The organism is Thiomonas intermedia, from assembly GCF_002028405.1.
GTDB classification, from domain to species: domain Bacteria; phylum Pseudomonadota; class Gammaproteobacteria; order Burkholderiales; family Burkholderiaceae_C; genus Thiomonas; species Thiomonas intermedia.
This window is the reverse complement of record NZ_CP020046.1, coordinates 2,447,720-2,461,869: the sequence shown is the minus strand read 5'-3', so window position 1 is coordinate 2,461,869 and position 14,150 is coordinate 2,447,720. Positions and strand designations below refer to the sequence as shown.

The window sequence follows — 14,150 nt, the reverse complement described above, 5'->3', positions numbered from 1 at the left end:
AGTTCCCAGCAAGGCGCCGATCCGGCTCCGGGCTTCCAGCATGGCCGACACCGCGCCGATACCCGACGTCCTCGTGGTCGGGTCCGGCCCGGCGGGCGCCATGGTGGCACGGGATCTGGCGCGGGCGGGTGCGCGGGTCCGCATTCTGGAACAAGGCTCCGGCCCGCCGCCCGGCACCCAGCTGCTCGGGCTGCTGCGCCGCAAGGAGGCCATGCACATCGCGCCCGGCGTGGTGCTGCTGCGCAGCCTGCGCGTGGGAGGCGGCTCGGTCACCTTCTTCCATACGGCCACACGCCCGCCGCTGGCGATGTTCGCCCGTCACGGCATCGACCTTTCGCCCGCACTCGAACGGGTGCTGGCCGAATGTCCCCACGAACCGTTGCGCGAGGATCTGCTCGCCCCCATCCCTTCCCTACTAATGCAGGCGGGGCGGTCGCTCGGGCTGCCCTGGCAGCGCCTGCCGAAAATGATCGATCCCTCGCGCTGCGGGCACGGCCACTGCCCGCCCGAGGCGTTCTGGTCAGCGCACACCCTGCTGGAGCAGGCCGTCGCGCATGGCGCCGAGCTGCGCACCGGCGTGCAGGCGACGCGGGTGCTGTTCGAGCAGGGACGGGCGATCGGCGTCGAGGCGCGCGATCACGGCGCGATGCAGATCTTCCGCGCCGGACGCGTCATCCTGAGTGCGGGCGGCATTGCCAGCCCGGCCATCCTGCAGCGCAGCGGGATAGAGCAGGCGGGCCATGGTTTCTTCTGCGACCCGTTGCGCATCGTCATGGCCCATGTGCCGCTTGCAAGGCAGTCGCACGACATTGCCATGTCGGCCGGTTACTTCGACACCGAGGCCGGCTACATGCTGTCCGACATCACCATCCCGGCTCATTTCTTTCGCGCCTTCACCTGGGCCGCCGGCCGGCCCGATCAGTTGCTCAACTACGGCCACACCGCGATGATCATGGTGAAGATCCGCGACGACATCGAAGGACGCATCGACGCGCACGGCCGCCCCTGGCGGCGTTTCGGGCTGGGCGACAAGCTGAAGATGCGCACGGGTGTCGAGCAGGCCCGGGCAGTGCTGAAGGCGGCGGGCGCAGGCAGGCCTTACGTCTCACCCTGGGTCGCGGCGCATCCGGGCGGTTCGGTGCGGCTGGGCGAATTGCTCGACGAACGCCTGAGCTGTCACAGCCCGAACCTGCATGTGTGCGACGCCTCGGTCATTCCCGAGCCGTGGGGACTGCCGCCCACCCTCACCCTGCTGGCGCTGGGCAGCGATCTCGCCTGGCGTCTATCGCGCGAAGGACGATAGCGCCTCGCGCCAGGCAGCCTCGTCGAACCCGACCAGCAACGCGCCGCCCGCCTCGACCACCGGACGCCTGATGGCGCTGGGGTGCTGCGCCAGAACAGCCACCGCGCTGGCGGCATCGTTCACCGCGGCCTGCGTAGCCGCATCGAGCTTGCGCCAGGTGGTGCCGCGCCTGTTCAGCAGCGCCTCCCATCCGACGGCATCGGCCCAGGCCGCGATCTGGCTCGCGTGGGGCGGGGTCTTCTTGAAATCGATGAATTGATAGTCCAGGCCTTGCGACTGCAGCCACTGCCGCGCCCGCTTGACGGTGTCGCACTGGGTCAGGCCATAAACCTTGAGAGTGGGCATCGCGCTCATGCCGACGTCTTGTCGCGCCGGAAAATCCACTGATCGGCCTTGGAGGCTTCGGGCACGAAGCGGTAGCCCTCGCTGTCGAAGGCCTTGAGTCGTTCCACGTTGGAAAACCGGTGTTTGATGACGTAACGCGCCATGAGCCCGCGCGCGCGCTTGGCGTAGAAGCTGACCACCTTGTAGCCCTTCTGCGGCGTTCCGTCCTGAAACACGGGCTGCACCACACGCGCCTGGAGCACGCGTCGATCGACGCTGCGGAAATACTCGTCGGAGGCCAGATTCACCAGCACGGGCTCGCCCTTGCCGTCGGCCCATTCGGCGTTGAGGTTCTCGGCGATCTGCGAGCCCCAATAGGCATACAGATCCTTGCCCTGGGCATTGGGCCAGGCCGTGCCCATCTCAAGGCGGTAGGGGCGCATCAGATCGAGCGGACGCAAGACGCCGTAAAGACCGCTGAGCACGCGCAGATGCTGCTGTGCCCACTGCAGATCCTTCTCGCTCAGGCTGTTTGCATCCAGCCCTTCGTAGACATCACCGTTGAAGGCCAGCACGGCCTGTTTGCTGTCCTCGGGCGTGAACTGCGGCTTCCAGTCAGCGAACCGGGCGGCATTGAGCGCGGCCAGCTTGTCGGAGATGCCCATGAGCGCACTGAGCTGCTGCGGGCTCTGTTTGCGCAGACCGTCCACCAGCGTCTTGGCCTGCCGGATGAACTGCGGCTGAGTGGCGAAGGCGGTCGTCGGCGGGGTGGTGTAGTCGAGCGATTTGGCGGGGGACAGGACCATCAACAGCATGTCGGTTCTCACAAAGTCTGAGGGCAGCGCCAGTGTATCGACGGCCCTCCCCGCGCGGATGGCGCTGGCGAGAAATCGCCCGGCAGCCCGGGCTTTCTCGCTCGCCTCAAGGCTATCTGCCCCGCAGATCCGGCTGCGCGCTCAGGCGGCGACGGCGTCGGCCGTCTGCGGCATCGGCGTGCGGATCAGATAGTCGAAGGCGCTGAGAGCGGCCTTGGCGCCGTCACCCGCCGCAATGACGATCTGCTTGTACGGCACGGTCGTCACGTCACCCGCGGCCATCACGCCGGGCACCGAGGTCTGACCCTTGGCATCCACCACGATCTCGCCGAATCGGCTCAGCTCGACCACGCCCTTGAGCCATTCGGTATTGGGCACCAGGCCAATCTGCACGAACACGCCTTCGAGCGGCAGGTGATGGCTTTCGCCGGTGGCGCGATCGGTATAGCTCAGGCCATTCACCTTGCCGCCGTCACCGGTGATCTCGGTGGTTTGCGCATGCGTGTGGATGGTGACGTTGGGCAAGCTGCGCAGCTTGCTCACCAGCACCGCGTCCGCACGCAGTTCGGGTGCGAATTCCAGCAGGGTGACATGCGCCACCAGACCCGCCAGATCAATGGCCGCCTCCACGCCCGAATTGCCTCCGCCGATCACGCTCACCCGCTTGCCCTTGAACAGCGGGCCGTCGCAGTGCGGACAGTAGGCCACGCCCTTGTTGCGATATTCGGCTTCGCCCGGCACGTTGACCGTGCGCCAGCGGGCGCCGGTGGAGAGAATGACGCTGCGGGACTGCAACTGTCCGCCACTGGCGAATTCGACCGTGATCATGCCGCCTTCCTCCTCGGCGGGAATGAGTTTTTCGGCGCGCTGCTGATTGAGAAGATCGACGCCGTACTCCCGCACATGCGACTCCAGCGCAGCGGCAAACTTCGGGCCGTCGGTCTCCAGCACCGAGATGTAGTTCTCGATGGCCAGCGTGTCGTTGACCTGCCCGCCGAAGCGCTCGGCCGCCACCCCCACGCGTATGCCCTTGCGCGCTGCGTACACCGCGGCGGCCGCACCGGCGGGCCCGCCGCCGACGATGAGCACGTCGTACGGCTCTTTGGCGTTGAGCCTGGCGGCATCGCGTTGCGCGGAGCCGCTGTCGAGCTTGGCCACGATTTCGGCGACATCCATGCGGCCGCTGCCGAACAGTTCGCCGTTCAGATACACCGTGGGCACAGCCATGATCTGCCGCGACTCGACCTCGCCCTGGTACAGCGCACCGTCGACGACCACGGTCTGCACCCGGGGGTTGAGTACGGCCATCAGCGAGAGCGCCTGCACCACGTCCGGGCAGTTATGGCAGCTCAGCGACATATACACCTCGAAGCGATAGTCGCCGTCGAGCTGGCGGATCGCCTCGAGAGTCTCGGGCTCGACCTTGGGCGGATGCCCCCCCGTCCACAACAACGCCAGCACCAGCGAGGTGAATTCGTGGCCCAGCGGAATCGCGGCAAACCGCAGATGCTGCGTCGGCCCCGAGACACGCTCCAGGGCGAAGGACGGGCGACGCGCCTCGGTGCCGTCGAACCGCACCGAAATCTTGTCGGAAAGACCCGCGATCTGCTCCAGCAGGGTGCGCATCTGCGCGGCGTTGTCGCTGTCGTCCAGCGACGCCACGAGCACAAAAGGCTGGGCCACGCGCTCCAGGTAGGCCTTGAGTTGGGAAAGCAGGGTGTCGTCGAGCATGGCGTGCTCCTTCGGGGTGCAGTTGGGAGAGGCCACTGCGCACACTGGCAGACCGCCGCGCGCAGTGCACCGCTTCAGAAAATTGTCCACGGGCCCGGCGGCATGCCGCGCCCACCTCGCCGCTCGCGGCGAGGGCCGGCAATCAGATCTTGCCGACCAGATCCAGCGAAGGCTTCAGCGTGGCCGCGCCTTCCTTCCACTTGGCCGGGCAGACTTCGCCGGGGTGCGCAGCCACATACTGCGCGGCCTGGACCTTGCGCAGCAGTTCCTTGGCGTCGCGGCCAATGCCGTTGTCGTGGATCTCGCACAGCTTGATCACGCCTTCCGGGTTGATCAGGAAGGTGCCGCGCAGCGCCAGGCCTTCTTCTTCGATCATGACGTCGAAATTGCGGGTCAGCGCGCCAGTCGGGTCGCCGATCAGCGGGTACTTGACCTTCTTGATCGCTTCGGAGGTGTCATGCCAGGCCTTGTGGGCGAAATGGGTGTCGGTGGACGCGCCATACACTTCCACTCCGAGAGACTTGAAGGTGTCGTAGTTGTCGGCCAGGTCTTCAAGCTCGGTCGGGCAGACAAAGGTGAAGTCAGCGGGGTAGAACACCACGACCGACCACTTGCCCTTCAGGCTGTCTTCGGTCACGTCGAAGAACTTGCCGTTCTGGAACGCGGTGGCTTTGAAGGGTTTGACTGAGGTGTTGATCAGAGACATGTGAAACTCCTTGAGGTTGCTGTTGACGGCCCGCTGAGAGAGGGCGACTTGGAAGGTTTTACCTTCATTTATGTTGCGGTGCACACTCTAGGGGTTTGCCCCCATATTCGTCCAATGGACTCTTTTAATTCTGGCCATAGAGCCCCCCTATTCCGTAGATCGAGGCCACACGTTGCGCGACGCAACATGGCGTCCGCATGCCCTTGTTCGTCTCACCTTGCCGTGCTGCCATGAACCCTGCAACGACCTCGATCACCTATATCGGCCTGGGCGCCATGGGCACGCCGATGCTGGGCCATCTGCTGCGGCTGGGCTGTTCCGCCAGGGTCTATGCCCGCAGCGAGAGCAGCCGCGCCGCCGCCGCCGAGCTCGGCGTCACGGTGTGCTCCACACCGGCAGAAGCCGCGCAGGGCGCCGACTTCATCTTCACCAACGTCACATCGACCGAAGACGTGCGAACCGTGCTTTGCGGCCCTGACGGCGCCATGCATGGCGCCCGGCCCGATGCCGTTTGCATCGACCACAGCACCATCGCGGCCGAAGGCGCGCGCGAGATCGGGCAAACGTTGCGGACTGCCGGACTGCACTTTCTCGATGCCCCCGTCTCGGGCGGTGTCCGCGGCGCGCGAGACGCCAGCCTGAGCCTCATGGTGGGCGGCGATGCCGAGGTTTTCGCACGGGCGTTGCCGTTGCTGCGAGCCCTGGGCCCGAATGTGAAACACGTCGGCCCCAGCGGCAGCGGGCAAGTGGCCAAGGCCTGCAATCAACTCATCCAGGTCGTCACCATCGAGGCCATCGCGGAAGCGTTGCTGTATGCGACGCGACAGGGTGTGGATGCCCAGGCGGTGCTCGACGCCATCGGCACGGGCTTCGCCGGCAGCCGCATGCTCGACCTGATGGGACCGAAGATGGCCGGACGCGATTTCGCCGCGGGCATCGAGGCCCGCCTGCATGCGAAGGACTTCGGCCTGATCGCGGCATCGGCGCAGGCGGCCGGACTGCATCTGCCCGCACTGGAGCAGGTGCAGCGCCAACTCGGGGTGCTGATGCAGTCGGGCTGGGGTCGCGACGACACCTCCAGCCTGCTGCGGGTGCTGGAGCTGCAGCAGGAGGCATTCAACCGGCCAGCGTGAGGTCTCGCGCTTCGTCGGGAGCTTCGCTTACCGGCTTGCGTACCCCGATCAGATCCCACAGACGCGTGTGCAATGCAGACCCCGTCTGCGCCAAGGTATCGAGCACCGAAAAGTGATGAGCGCCGGGCACGACCAGGGTCTTGCCCGAACCCGGGCGGTGGCGATGCATCAATCTGGCCTGTGCGTGGAAGGCCTCCGACTCATCCCCCCCTACCGCCAGGGCCAGGGGCGCCGGGCCCGAGGGCGGCAGCCATGCCGGTGACATGGCACGCGCGCCATGCTGGGTCAACTGAAGATCACGCTGCAGGAAGGCCGTCTTTCGAACCGCTTCGAGGTCGTAAACGCCCGACAGTGCCAAGGCACCCGATGGGATCTGAGCCGGCAGGTCATCGCCATACCAATCGAAGCGGCAAGCCAGCATCATGGCGGCCAGATGAGCACCGGCCGAATGACCGGCCAGGACGATGCGCGAACGGTCCACGCCAAAATCTTCCGCCCGGCGCCACACCCAGGCCAGCGCCTGCACCACGTCGCGCACGATCTGCTGCAGCGTCGCACCAGGCGCGAGCGCGTAATTCACGACGACCACATGCACGCCGCGCGCCACGAACGGTGGTGCCAGGAAACTGTGATCGGCCTTGTCCAGCGAGCGCCACCAGCCACCATGGATGAACACCAGACAAGGTGCCAGCCCGGTCGCCGCCGGCGCAAACCAGTCCAGCGTCTGGGTGATCGCATCGCCATAAGGCAGGTCGAGCAGACACGGCCAGTTCAGGCGCGCCTCCTGGGAATCGCGCTTCCAGCGCGCGAGATAGTCTGCCCAGTCGGGCACCAGCTCACGATTATTGAATTGGCGGTCGAGCACCGCAGCGTCGTAACGCATCATCCCACCCCATCGGGTCCGAGTACGGATTTGTCACGGCCCGATGGTAGGGCGGGAAGTCGCACCTCACTATCGAAGATACCGTTCGTTACCAATCCGCTTGCATCGAGCCATGACCCCGCATTCGTCGCGTCGGTTATGATTTTGGCTTTCGGGCCGATAGCTCAGCTGGGAGAGCGCTGCGTTCGCAATGCAGAGGTCGGGAGTTCGATCCTCCTTCGGTCCACCAAAATTCAACGCCCAACGGTTCTCAGTTGGGCGTTTTCATTTGTGCTTCCCGCATGACACGCGGGGTTCCCGCAGATTCTGCGTGTGCGCCCGGGGTTCTATGGCCTGGCAGGAACATCCCCGGTTACCCTCCGTTCCGCCCTCTCTTCGCTCGAAATCGGCGCTAACTTCTTCGCCTTAGCGCACGCAGTTCGCCCTGTGGATCATCGGATTGCAAGTGCGTCGGCACCAGCAGTTGCCCCGAGGTGTTGCCTAGCCAATCCGGCTCTCCGGGCCCCTTTTTCTTGCCCAAGACCCCCTGCCGCGCAAGGCTGCGGCCATCCGTCCCGCGCGCGGCAACCCAATGCCACCCAAGACCCAGGCCCAGGCCCACACCTGGGCTTTTCATTTGCGCGTCGCACGCCCCGCGATCGTGAAAGAATTGTGACCTTCTGAAATAGGCCCGGCGCACAGTCTGGGTTCGCTCACATGCCTACCGAACAGGTCCGCTCCTACCTTCTCGATCTCCAGAGCCGCATTCTCCAAGCCCTTCAGTCGGCGGACGGCGAGCCCTTCCGCCGCGATGCTTGGACACGCCCCGCCGACTCGCCCCTGCAGGGCGAGGGCATCAGCAGTCTGATCGAATTTGGCGGTCTGCTGGAACGCGGCGGCTGCAATTTTTCGCATGTGCGCGGCCCCAAACTCCCCCCATCGGCCACCCAGCACCGGCCCGAACTGGCGGGGGCGCCTTTCGAGGCGCTGGGCATCTCGCTGGTGTTCCACCCGACCAACCCTTACGTGCCGACGGTGCACATGAATGTGCGCATGCTCATGGCCAGCCCCGAGGGCCTGGCGCCAGTGGCGTGGTTCGGCGGGGGCATGGACCTCACGCCCTATTACGGCTTCGAAGAAGACGCCCGCCACTTTCACCGCACTTGCAAGACCGCGCTGGCACCGTTCGGCGACGACCACTACCCGCGCTTCAAGGCCTGGTGCGACGAGTATTTCTTTCTCAAGCACCGCAACGAGCCGCGCGGCATCGGCGGCGTGTTTTTCGACGACTACACCGAAGGTGGCTTCGAACAGGGCTTCGCCCTGATGCGAGCGGTGGGCGATGCCTTTCTGCCTGCCTATCTGCCGCTGATCGAGCGCCGCCGCGCCATGCCTTATGGCGAGCGCGAGCGCGACTTCCAGGCCTACCGCCGCGGCCGTTACGTCGAGTTCAACCTGGTGTGGGATCGGGGCACCCACTTCGGCCTGCAGTCGGGCGGCCGCACCGAATCCATCCTCATGTCCATGCCGCCCATCGTGAAATGGCGTTACGACTGGCACCCCGAAGCGGGCTCGCCCGAGGCGCAGCTTTACGACGTCTTTCTCAAGCCGAGGGACTGGGCGGCTGCATGAGCGATACCGCAACGACGCCCCGGCGCATCGGTCTGCTGGGCGGCAGTTTCGACCCCATCCACAACGCGCACCTGCAACTCGCCGAGAGCGCCTGCACCGAGCTGACGCTCGACGCGGTCTGGTTCATCCCCGCCGGGCAGCCCTGGCAGCGCGATCCGCTGGCGGCAAGCCCGCAGCAGCGCTGGGACATGGTGAGCCTCGCCATCGCCGGTCGGCCCGGCCTGCGCGCCTGCGACATCGAGCTCAAGCGCCAGGGGCCGAGCTACACCATCGATACCGTACGCGCACTGCGCAGCGCGCATCCAGACACTGAGTTCACCTTCATCCTCGGTGCCGATCAGCTGCGCAACCTCCCGACCTGGAACGGCTGGGACGACATCGTGGCCCAGGTCGATCTCGCCGCGGCGCGACGCCCGGGTTATGACGACAAGGCGCCGCCCGATCTGCTCGACACATTGGCCGCCCACGGCCATCAGTTGCACCGCCTGTCCATGCCCGAGATCGACCTTTCCGCCACGCGCATCCGCCGCAGCATCGCCCAGGGCGAGTCCCTTGCCGGGCTGGCGCCCGCCGCTGTGGCACACTACATTGATCAACATCGCCTTTACACGCACGCCTAACGCACTCATCAGCATGGATATCCGCAAACTGCAACGCACCATCGTCGACGCCCTCGAAGACGTCAAGGCTCAGGACATCGAGGTGTTCAACACCGAAGAACTCACCAGCCTGTTCGACCGGGTCATCGTCGCCAGTGGCACGTCCAACCGCCAGACGCGCGCCCTGGCGAGCAGTGTGCGCGACAGCGTGAAAGCCGCAGGGTTCGAGGTGCGCAACCCCGAAGGCGAAGAAACCGGCGAATGGGTGCTCGTGGACTGCGGCGCGGCGGTGGTGCACATCATGCAGCCCGCGATCCGCGCTTACTACAAGCTCGAAGAACTGTGGGGCGCCAAGCCGGTGCACCTCAAGCTCGGCGGCGCCAAACGTGTGGGTGCGAAAGTGGCCGCCAAGGGCCCGGACAGCCGCCCCGACAAACCCGAAGACGAAACCAAGGTTCCTGCGCGCAAGACGGCTGCCAGCAAGACGGCGGCCCGCAAACGCCCCGCCGCCAAGAAAGCTGCGGCAACTACCGCCCCCACCCGCACCTCGCCGTATGGCGAAACCAGTGCCGAGAAAAAGCGCGTGACCCGAGTGGTCGGCACCGCGGCCGGCGCGCGTTCCGCCCCGGCGGCTCCGGCCCGCAAACGGGCACAAGCTGCGGAAGTTCCCACGGCCGCCAAGCGCCCGGCTGCGCGCAAGACCGCTTCCGCCAAGGTGGCTGCGGCCAAGCGTCCCGCGGCCAAGACCCCTGGGGCCAAGCCCCCCGCCAAACGCGTTGCAGCCAAGAAGCGGGCTTCCTGAGGTGCCGGTGGCCAGCTGACCCGCCGACGGGCCACGCATGAAACTCTGGCTGCTCGCCGTGGGCCAGCGCATGCCGCGCTGGGTGGATGAGGCCTATGCCGACTATGCCAAGCGCCTGCCTCCCGAGACCCCCTTGCTGCTCAAGGAAATCCGGGCGGAAGCGCGCAGCTCCAGCCTCAGCGCCGAAGCGGTGATGGAACGCGAGGCCCAGCGCATCGAAGCGGCCGTGCCTGCGGGCGCGCGCCTCGTCACCCTCGATGAACGCGGCCAGCGTCTGACCACCGAGGCGCTGGCTCAAGTCCTGCAGCAGTGGCGACAGGACGGCCGCGACGTCGCCCTGGTCGTGGGTGGGGCCGACGGTCTTGCCCCGCGCCTCAAACAAAGGGCCGACACCTTGCTGCGACTCTCCGATCTCACCCTGCCGCACGGTCTCGTGCGGGTGTTGCTGGCCGAGCAGCTCTACCGCGCCCACAGCCTGCTGACCGGGCATCCCTATCACCGCGCCTGAGCGCCGGCTGCCGCCCTGGCCCCAACGATAATGACGGCTCATCCTGCCTGACTCATCATGCTGCAACCCACACCCGACTCCCTCTGGGCCGATGTGCTCGCCGTGCGCGAGCGACAACCGCTGGTGCACAACATCACCAATTTCGTGGTGATGAACTACAACGCCAATGCGCTGCTGGCCCTGGGCGCCGCGCCGGTGATGGCGCATGCGCGCGAAGAAGTCGTCGACATGGCGGGCATCGCCCAGGCGCTGGTGCTCAACATCGGCACACTCGAGCCCGACTGGATCGAGGCCATGCGCATGGCGCTGCAGAAGGCGTGCGCCCGCGGCATTCCCGTGGTGCTCGATCCGGTGGGTGCCGGGGCCACGCCTTATCGCAATCAGGCCGTGGCCGAGCTGCTCGCCGCAGGCAACCCCACAGTGCTGCGCGGCAACGGCTCGGAGGTTCTGAGCGTGGCCGGCGTGGCGGCCGCCACCCGCGGGGTGGACAGCTCGGCCGCGTCGGACGATGCCGTGCAGGCGGCCTGCGCCCTGGCGGCTCGCCTGGGCGCGGTGGTCTGCGTGAGTGGCGCGACCGACCATGTGCTCGCGCCGGACGGTCGCCATGCGCGTCTGTCCAACGGGCACGCGTGGATGACACGCGTCACGGGCGTGGGCTGCTCGGCCAGCGCCCTGATCGGCGCCTTCGGCGCGGTGCAGCCCGACGCCTTTCATGCCACGACCGCCGCCATGGCCTATCTGGGCGTGGTTGGCGAAGTCGCCGTCGAACAGGTCAGGGCGGATGGTCGTGGCGTCGGCCAATTGCAGATCGCCCTGCTCGACGGTCTGCAACTCCTGGACGCCGAAACCTTCCGCGCCAGGCTGCGCCTGCAAACCGGTGACTGAGCGATGACCGAGCCCAGGCGCCGCTGGCCCCTGGCCGTGCTTCGGCTGCATCTCGTCACCGACGCCGCGCTCTGCGGCCCGCGCGGGGTGGAGGCCGTCGTGGCCGAGGCCGTGCGGGGTGGGGCGACCTGCGTGCAACTGCGCGAGAAGCACCTCGACACGCGGCCTTTCATCGAGCGTGCCCGCGCGCTCAAGGCCCTGCTTGCACCGCTGGGCGTGCCCTTGATCGTCAATGACCGGGTCGACGTGGCGCTGGCCGCGGGCGCCGACGGCGTCCATGTCGGCCAGAGCGATATGCTCCCGCAAGACGTACGTCGGCTGATGCCGCACGCGCTGATCGGTCTGTCGGTGGAAAGCGCCGATCAGGTGCGCGGGGCACCTGGCCAGTCGGTGGACTATCTGGGCATCAGCCCCGTGTTCGCCACGCCGAGCAAGCATGACACCGCCCCCGCCCTCGGACTCGACGGTCTGCGCACGCTGCGCGCCCTCACCGATCTGCCCCTGATCGCCATAGGCGGCATCGATCTGGGCAATGCCGCGCAAGTCATGGCCGCTGGCGCCGACGGGCTGGCCGTGGTGCGCGCCCTCTGCGCCGCACCCGACCCGGCCGAGGCCGCGCGCACGCTGCGCCAGTTCACCGATCCACACGCCCTGCACTGCCGCGATGACCACGACTGAAACTCCGCCCGAGATCCTCCCCGTTGCGCGCTACGCCCGCGTGCTCAGCATCGCCGGTTCCGATAGCGGGGGCGGCGCCGGCATCCAGGCCGACCTCAAGACCATGGCGGCGCTGGGTTGCTATGGCATGACGGCCATCACCGCCATCACGGCGCAGAACACGCTGGGCGTGCGGGCCATCCAGGCGCTGCCGCCCGAATTGCTAGCGCAGCAAATCGACGCGGTGGTCGAAGACATCGGGGTCGATGCGGTGAAGATCGGCATGCTGCACGACGTGGGCGTGGTGCGGGTGGTGGCCGATGCCATCCGCCGCCACCGCTTCGCCCATGTGGTGCTCGACCCGGTGATGGTCGCCACCAGCGGCGACAAACTGATCACCGAATCCACCGTGGACCGTCTGGTGGACGAACTCTTTCCCCTCGCCACGCTGATTACGCCCAACCTCGACGAAGCGGCCTGGCTGCTCCGGCTGGACGCCATCGGCATCGACGGACTGGAAGACACCGCGAACATGCTGCAGGCGCTGGGGGCTCCCGCAGTGCTGCTCAAGGGCGGGCATCTGCCCGGCAATCTGCTCATTGACCTGCTGCTCCAGCCCGATGGCCAGAAGATGCGATGGGAGGCGCCGCGCATTCCCACGCGCAACACCCACGGCACCGGCTGCAGCCTGTCGTCGGCCATTGCCTGCCATCTGGCGCTGGGCGCACCGCTGGTCGAGGCGGTGGCGCAAGGCCGCGACTTCGTGCGCCGCGCGCTGCTGGCCGGAGCTGATATGCAGCTCGGCCATGGCCACGGCCCGCTCGATCATGGCCACGCCCCGCGGGCGACGATGCGTCAGCCGCTGTAGAAAACCCTGTCAGCAGCTTTTCTGCAGCTGCGCTTCGCGCCAGCGCAGCACGCCCGCTGCCGCGAGCGTAAAGGCCAGGCTGGGCAGGGCCGAACCCTCATTCGGCCACCACACGGTGCCCAACTGAAAGATCCCGATGCCCAGCAGCCAGACCGCCATCGGCCCCCAGCGCCAGTCGCCCTTGGGCGGCAGGCCCGGCGCGAGCTGCGCGATCACCACGCCGAACAAGGGCACGAACACCGAGCTCAGGGTGAGCAGGAAGGGCTCCAGCGCATGCATGGGCAGCGCCAGCGCGGCCGCGGTGGCCAGGACCACCAGCGTCATGCCGGTGCGGCGGATGGTCCAGTTCGCGCGGAGAAAGTTGGTCGATACCGCGCCCGAATGCACGTCGCCGTAGGCGTTGTCCACCTCGTCCACCAGAATAAAACCGAGCGCAATCAGCCCGCCCTGGGCCAGCAGCAGGGTGCTGAGCATGTCGATCTCGCCCGGCGAGACGCTGATGACCAGCACGCCCAGCGCGTAACACCAGATGTTCGCCGCGGCATAGCCGATCCAGGTGCCGCGCGCCGTCGCCCCGGCGTGCCGGCCGTAGCGGGCGTAGTCGGCCACCAGCGGCAGCCACGACACGGGCATCGCCACGACGAGATCCACTGCCGCGAGCAGGCTCATCGAGCCGTCGCCCGGACGTGCCCACAGCGCGTCAAAGCCCAGGTGCCAGGCCTTCAGCCCGAACTGGTAGGTCAGCCACATCAGGGAGGCGATGATCAGCGGCATGGCTGCGCGGCTGACGAAACGCCGCACCAGACCGATCATCCGCCCACTGGCCAGCACCAGCAGCAACCCGCCCCAGGCCAGCGTGGCCGCCACGGGCACCCAGGTGCCGCGTACACCGAACACCTGATCGACGATGGTGCGGGTACCGTCGCGCATGACCACGAGTTCGAACGCCGTCCAGCCCAGCAGTTGCACGACATTGAGCGCCACGGGCAGCATGGCAAAACGCTGCCCCAGGGTGCGACCGATCAGGGCCGAACTCGACAGGCCGTGCCGACTGCCGATGCCCGCCACCCAGGCCAGCAGCCCTGCCCCCAGCAAGGAACCCAACGCGATCGCCCCCGCCGCCTGCGGCAGACTCAGCCCCGGACGCAGATAGGCACCCACCTGCATGACCAGCAGCCCCACCCCCAGGCTGAACCAGAGCGCCAGCGAGTCGCCAAAGCTGAAAACCCGCTCCTGGGCGGGCACGGAGGTGTGGGAAGCATGGGCCGCGTCGGCCGAAGGGGTATGAACTGCCATGACAGGATTCCTGCGTGCTCGCGCAGAAA

At 67.1% G+C, this 14,150-nt stretch carries 15 protein-coding genes and 1 tRNA gene; 10 read left to right on the top strand and 6 right to left on the bottom strand.

Features of this window, described 5'->3' with window-relative positions; all coding sequences use genetic code 11:
• Window positions 1-40 precede the first annotated feature (40 nt).
• A complete protein-coding gene (locus BVH73_RS11570; RefSeq protein ID WP_079418830.1) occupies window positions 41-1,303 on the top strand; it encodes a GMC family oxidoreductase N-terminal domain-containing protein in 1,263 nt (420 codons plus the stop codon).
• Here the strand turns inward: BVH73_RS11570 and BVH73_RS11565 are convergent.
• The 4 genes from BVH73_RS11565 to ahpC form a co-directional block, all read right to left on the bottom strand.
• Window positions 1,283-1,657, bottom strand: a complete 375-nt coding sequence (locus BVH73_RS11565; protein WP_079418828.1) for an arsenate reductase — start codon at window positions 1,655-1,657, stop codon at window positions 1,283-1,285. The two genes, BVH73_RS11570 and BVH73_RS11565, sit on opposite strands and share 21 nt — an antisense overlap.
• On the bottom strand, window positions 1,654-2,442 hold the full coding sequence (gene yaaA, locus BVH73_RS11560) for a peroxide stress protein YaaA (RefSeq protein ID WP_079418826.1): 789 nt from the start codon (window positions 2,440-2,442) through the stop codon (window positions 1,654-1,656). The genes BVH73_RS11565 and yaaA overlap by 4 nt, the downstream gene beginning before the upstream one ends.
• 141 nt (window positions 2,443-2,583) lie before the next feature.
• A complete protein-coding gene (gene ahpF, locus BVH73_RS11555) occupies window positions 2,584-4,173 on the bottom strand; it encodes an alkyl hydroperoxide reductase subunit F (RefSeq protein ID WP_079418823.1) in 1,590 nt (529 codons plus the stop codon).
• 142 nt (window positions 4,174-4,315) lie between these two features.
• Window positions 4,316-4,879, bottom strand: a complete 564-nt coding sequence (ahpC, locus tag BVH73_RS11550; protein WP_079418821.1) for an alkyl hydroperoxide reductase subunit C — start codon at window positions 4,877-4,879, stop codon at window positions 4,316-4,318.
• Between the two features lie 230 nt (window positions 4,880-5,109).
• Between ahpC and BVH73_RS11545 the strand changes: the two genes are divergently transcribed.
• Complete coding sequence (locus tag BVH73_RS11545; RefSeq protein ID WP_079418819.1) at window positions 5,110-6,012, top strand: NAD(P)-dependent oxidoreductase; 903 nt, start codon at window positions 5,110-5,112, stop codon at window positions 6,010-6,012.
• Here BVH73_RS11545 and BVH73_RS11540 read toward each other — a convergent pair.
• Entirely contained in the window at window positions 5,996-6,895 is a 900-nt protein-coding gene (locus BVH73_RS11540; RefSeq protein ID WP_245800330.1) for an alpha/beta hydrolase, read from the bottom strand. The two genes, BVH73_RS11545 and BVH73_RS11540, sit on opposite strands and share 17 nt — an antisense overlap.
• A gap of 153 nt (window positions 6,896-7,048) precedes the next feature.
• Between BVH73_RS11540 and BVH73_RS11535 the strand changes: the two genes are divergently transcribed.
• The 8 genes from BVH73_RS11535 to thiD all read left to right on the top strand — a co-directional run bounded on the left by BVH73_RS11535 (window position 7,049) and on the right by thiD (window position 12,825).
• A tRNA-Ala gene (locus tag BVH73_RS11535) sits at window positions 7,049-7,124 on the top strand.
• A 467-nt stretch (window positions 7,125-7,591) separates the two neighbouring features.
• Complete coding sequence (hemF, locus tag BVH73_RS11530; RefSeq protein WP_079418815.1) at window positions 7,592-8,506, top strand: oxygen-dependent coproporphyrinogen oxidase; 915 nt, start codon at window positions 7,592-7,594, stop codon at window positions 8,504-8,506.
• Window positions 8,503-9,126: a nicotinate-nucleotide adenylyltransferase gene (gene nadD, locus BVH73_RS11525; protein ID WP_079418813.1), complete on the top strand. Its 624-nt coding sequence runs from the start codon at window positions 8,503-8,505 to the stop codon at window positions 9,124-9,126. Before hemF ends, nadD begins: the two co-directional genes overlap by 4 nt.
• Before the next feature lie 13 nt (window positions 9,127-9,139).
• A complete protein-coding gene (rsfS, locus tag BVH73_RS11520; protein ID WP_079418811.1) occupies window positions 9,140-9,907 on the top strand; it encodes a ribosome silencing factor in 768 nt (255 codons plus the stop codon).
• Window positions 9,908-9,944: 37 nt separating this feature from the next.
• Complete coding sequence (rlmH, locus tag BVH73_RS11515; protein WP_079418809.1) at window positions 9,945-10,415, top strand: 23S rRNA (pseudouridine(1915)-N(3))-methyltransferase RlmH; 471 nt, start codon at window positions 9,945-9,947, stop codon at window positions 10,413-10,415.
• 57 nt (window positions 10,416-10,472) lie between these two features.
• Window positions 10,473-11,300 carry a hydroxyethylthiazole kinase gene (thiM, locus tag BVH73_RS11510; RefSeq protein WP_079418807.1) on the top strand — a complete coding sequence of 276 codons (828 nt, stop codon included), beginning with the start codon at window positions 10,473-10,475 and terminating at the stop codon, window positions 11,298-11,300.
• 3 nt (window positions 11,301-11,303) lie between these two features.
• Window positions 11,304-11,978 carry a thiamine phosphate synthase gene (gene thiE / locus BVH73_RS11505; RefSeq protein WP_079418805.1) on the top strand — a complete coding sequence of 225 codons (675 nt, stop codon included), beginning with the start codon at window positions 11,304-11,306 and terminating at the stop codon, window positions 11,976-11,978.
• Window positions 11,965-12,825 carry a bifunctional hydroxymethylpyrimidine kinase/phosphomethylpyrimidine kinase gene (thiD, locus tag BVH73_RS11500; RefSeq protein ID WP_079418803.1) on the top strand — a complete coding sequence of 287 codons (861 nt, stop codon included), beginning with the start codon at window positions 11,965-11,967 and terminating at the stop codon, window positions 12,823-12,825. Before thiE ends, thiD begins: the two co-directional genes overlap by 14 nt.
• A 9-nt stretch (window positions 12,826-12,834) precedes the next feature.
• Here the strand turns inward: thiD and BVH73_RS11495 are convergent, their stop codons facing one another.
• Complete coding sequence (locus tag BVH73_RS11495) at window positions 12,835-14,121, bottom strand: purine-cytosine permease family protein (RefSeq protein WP_079418801.1); 1,287 nt, start codon at window positions 14,119-14,121, stop codon at window positions 12,835-12,837.
• Between the last annotated feature and the right edge of the window lie 29 nt (window positions 14,122-14,150).

Bases quoted from the DNA above. Each gene is read 5' to 3' on its own strand.
- BVH73_RS11570 (WP_079418830.1), top strand. From the start codon at position 41: ATGGCCGACACCGCGCCGATACCCGACGTCCTCGTGGTCGGGTCCGGC.
- BVH73_RS11565 (WP_079418828.1), bottom strand. From the start codon at position 1,657: ATGAGCGCGATGCCCACTCTCAAGGTTTATGGCCTGACCCAGTGCGAC.
- yaaA (WP_079418826.1), bottom strand. From the start codon at position 2,442: ATGCTGTTGATGGTCCTGTCCCCCGCCAAATCGCTCGACTACACCACC.
- ahpF (WP_079418823.1), bottom strand. From the start codon at position 4,173: ATGCTCGACGACACCCTGCTTTCCCAACTCAAGGCCTACCTGGAGCGC.
- ahpC (WP_079418821.1), bottom strand. From the start codon at position 4,879: ATGTCTCTGATCAACACCTCAGTCAAACCCTTCAAAGCCACCGCGTTC.
- BVH73_RS11545 (WP_079418819.1), top strand. From the start codon at position 5,110: ATGAACCCTGCAACGACCTCGATCACCTATATCGGCCTGGGCGCCATG.
- BVH73_RS11540 (WP_245800330.1), bottom strand. From the start codon at position 6,895: ATGCGTTACGACGCTGCGGTGCTCGACCGCCAATTCAATAATCGTGAG.
- hemF (WP_079418815.1), top strand. From the start codon at position 7,592: ATGCCTACCGAACAGGTCCGCTCCTACCTTCTCGATCTCCAGAGCCGC.
- nadD (WP_079418813.1), top strand. From the start codon at position 8,503: ATGAGCGATACCGCAACGACGCCCCGGCGCATCGGTCTGCTGGGCGGC.
- rsfS (WP_079418811.1), top strand. From the start codon at position 9,140: ATGGATATCCGCAAACTGCAACGCACCATCGTCGACGCCCTCGAAGAC.
- rlmH (WP_079418809.1), top strand. From the start codon at position 9,945: ATGAAACTCTGGCTGCTCGCCGTGGGCCAGCGCATGCCGCGCTGGGTG.
- thiM (WP_079418807.1), top strand. From the start codon at position 10,473: ATGCTGCAACCCACACCCGACTCCCTCTGGGCCGATGTGCTCGCCGTG.
- thiE (WP_079418805.1), top strand. From the start codon at position 11,304: ATGACCGAGCCCAGGCGCCGCTGGCCCCTGGCCGTGCTTCGGCTGCAT.
- thiD (WP_079418803.1), top strand. From the start codon at position 11,965: ATGACCACGACTGAAACTCCGCCCGAGATCCTCCCCGTTGCGCGCTAC.
- BVH73_RS11495 (WP_079418801.1), bottom strand. From the start codon at position 14,121: ATGGCAGTTCATACCCCTTCGGCCGACGCGGCCCATGCTTCCCACACC.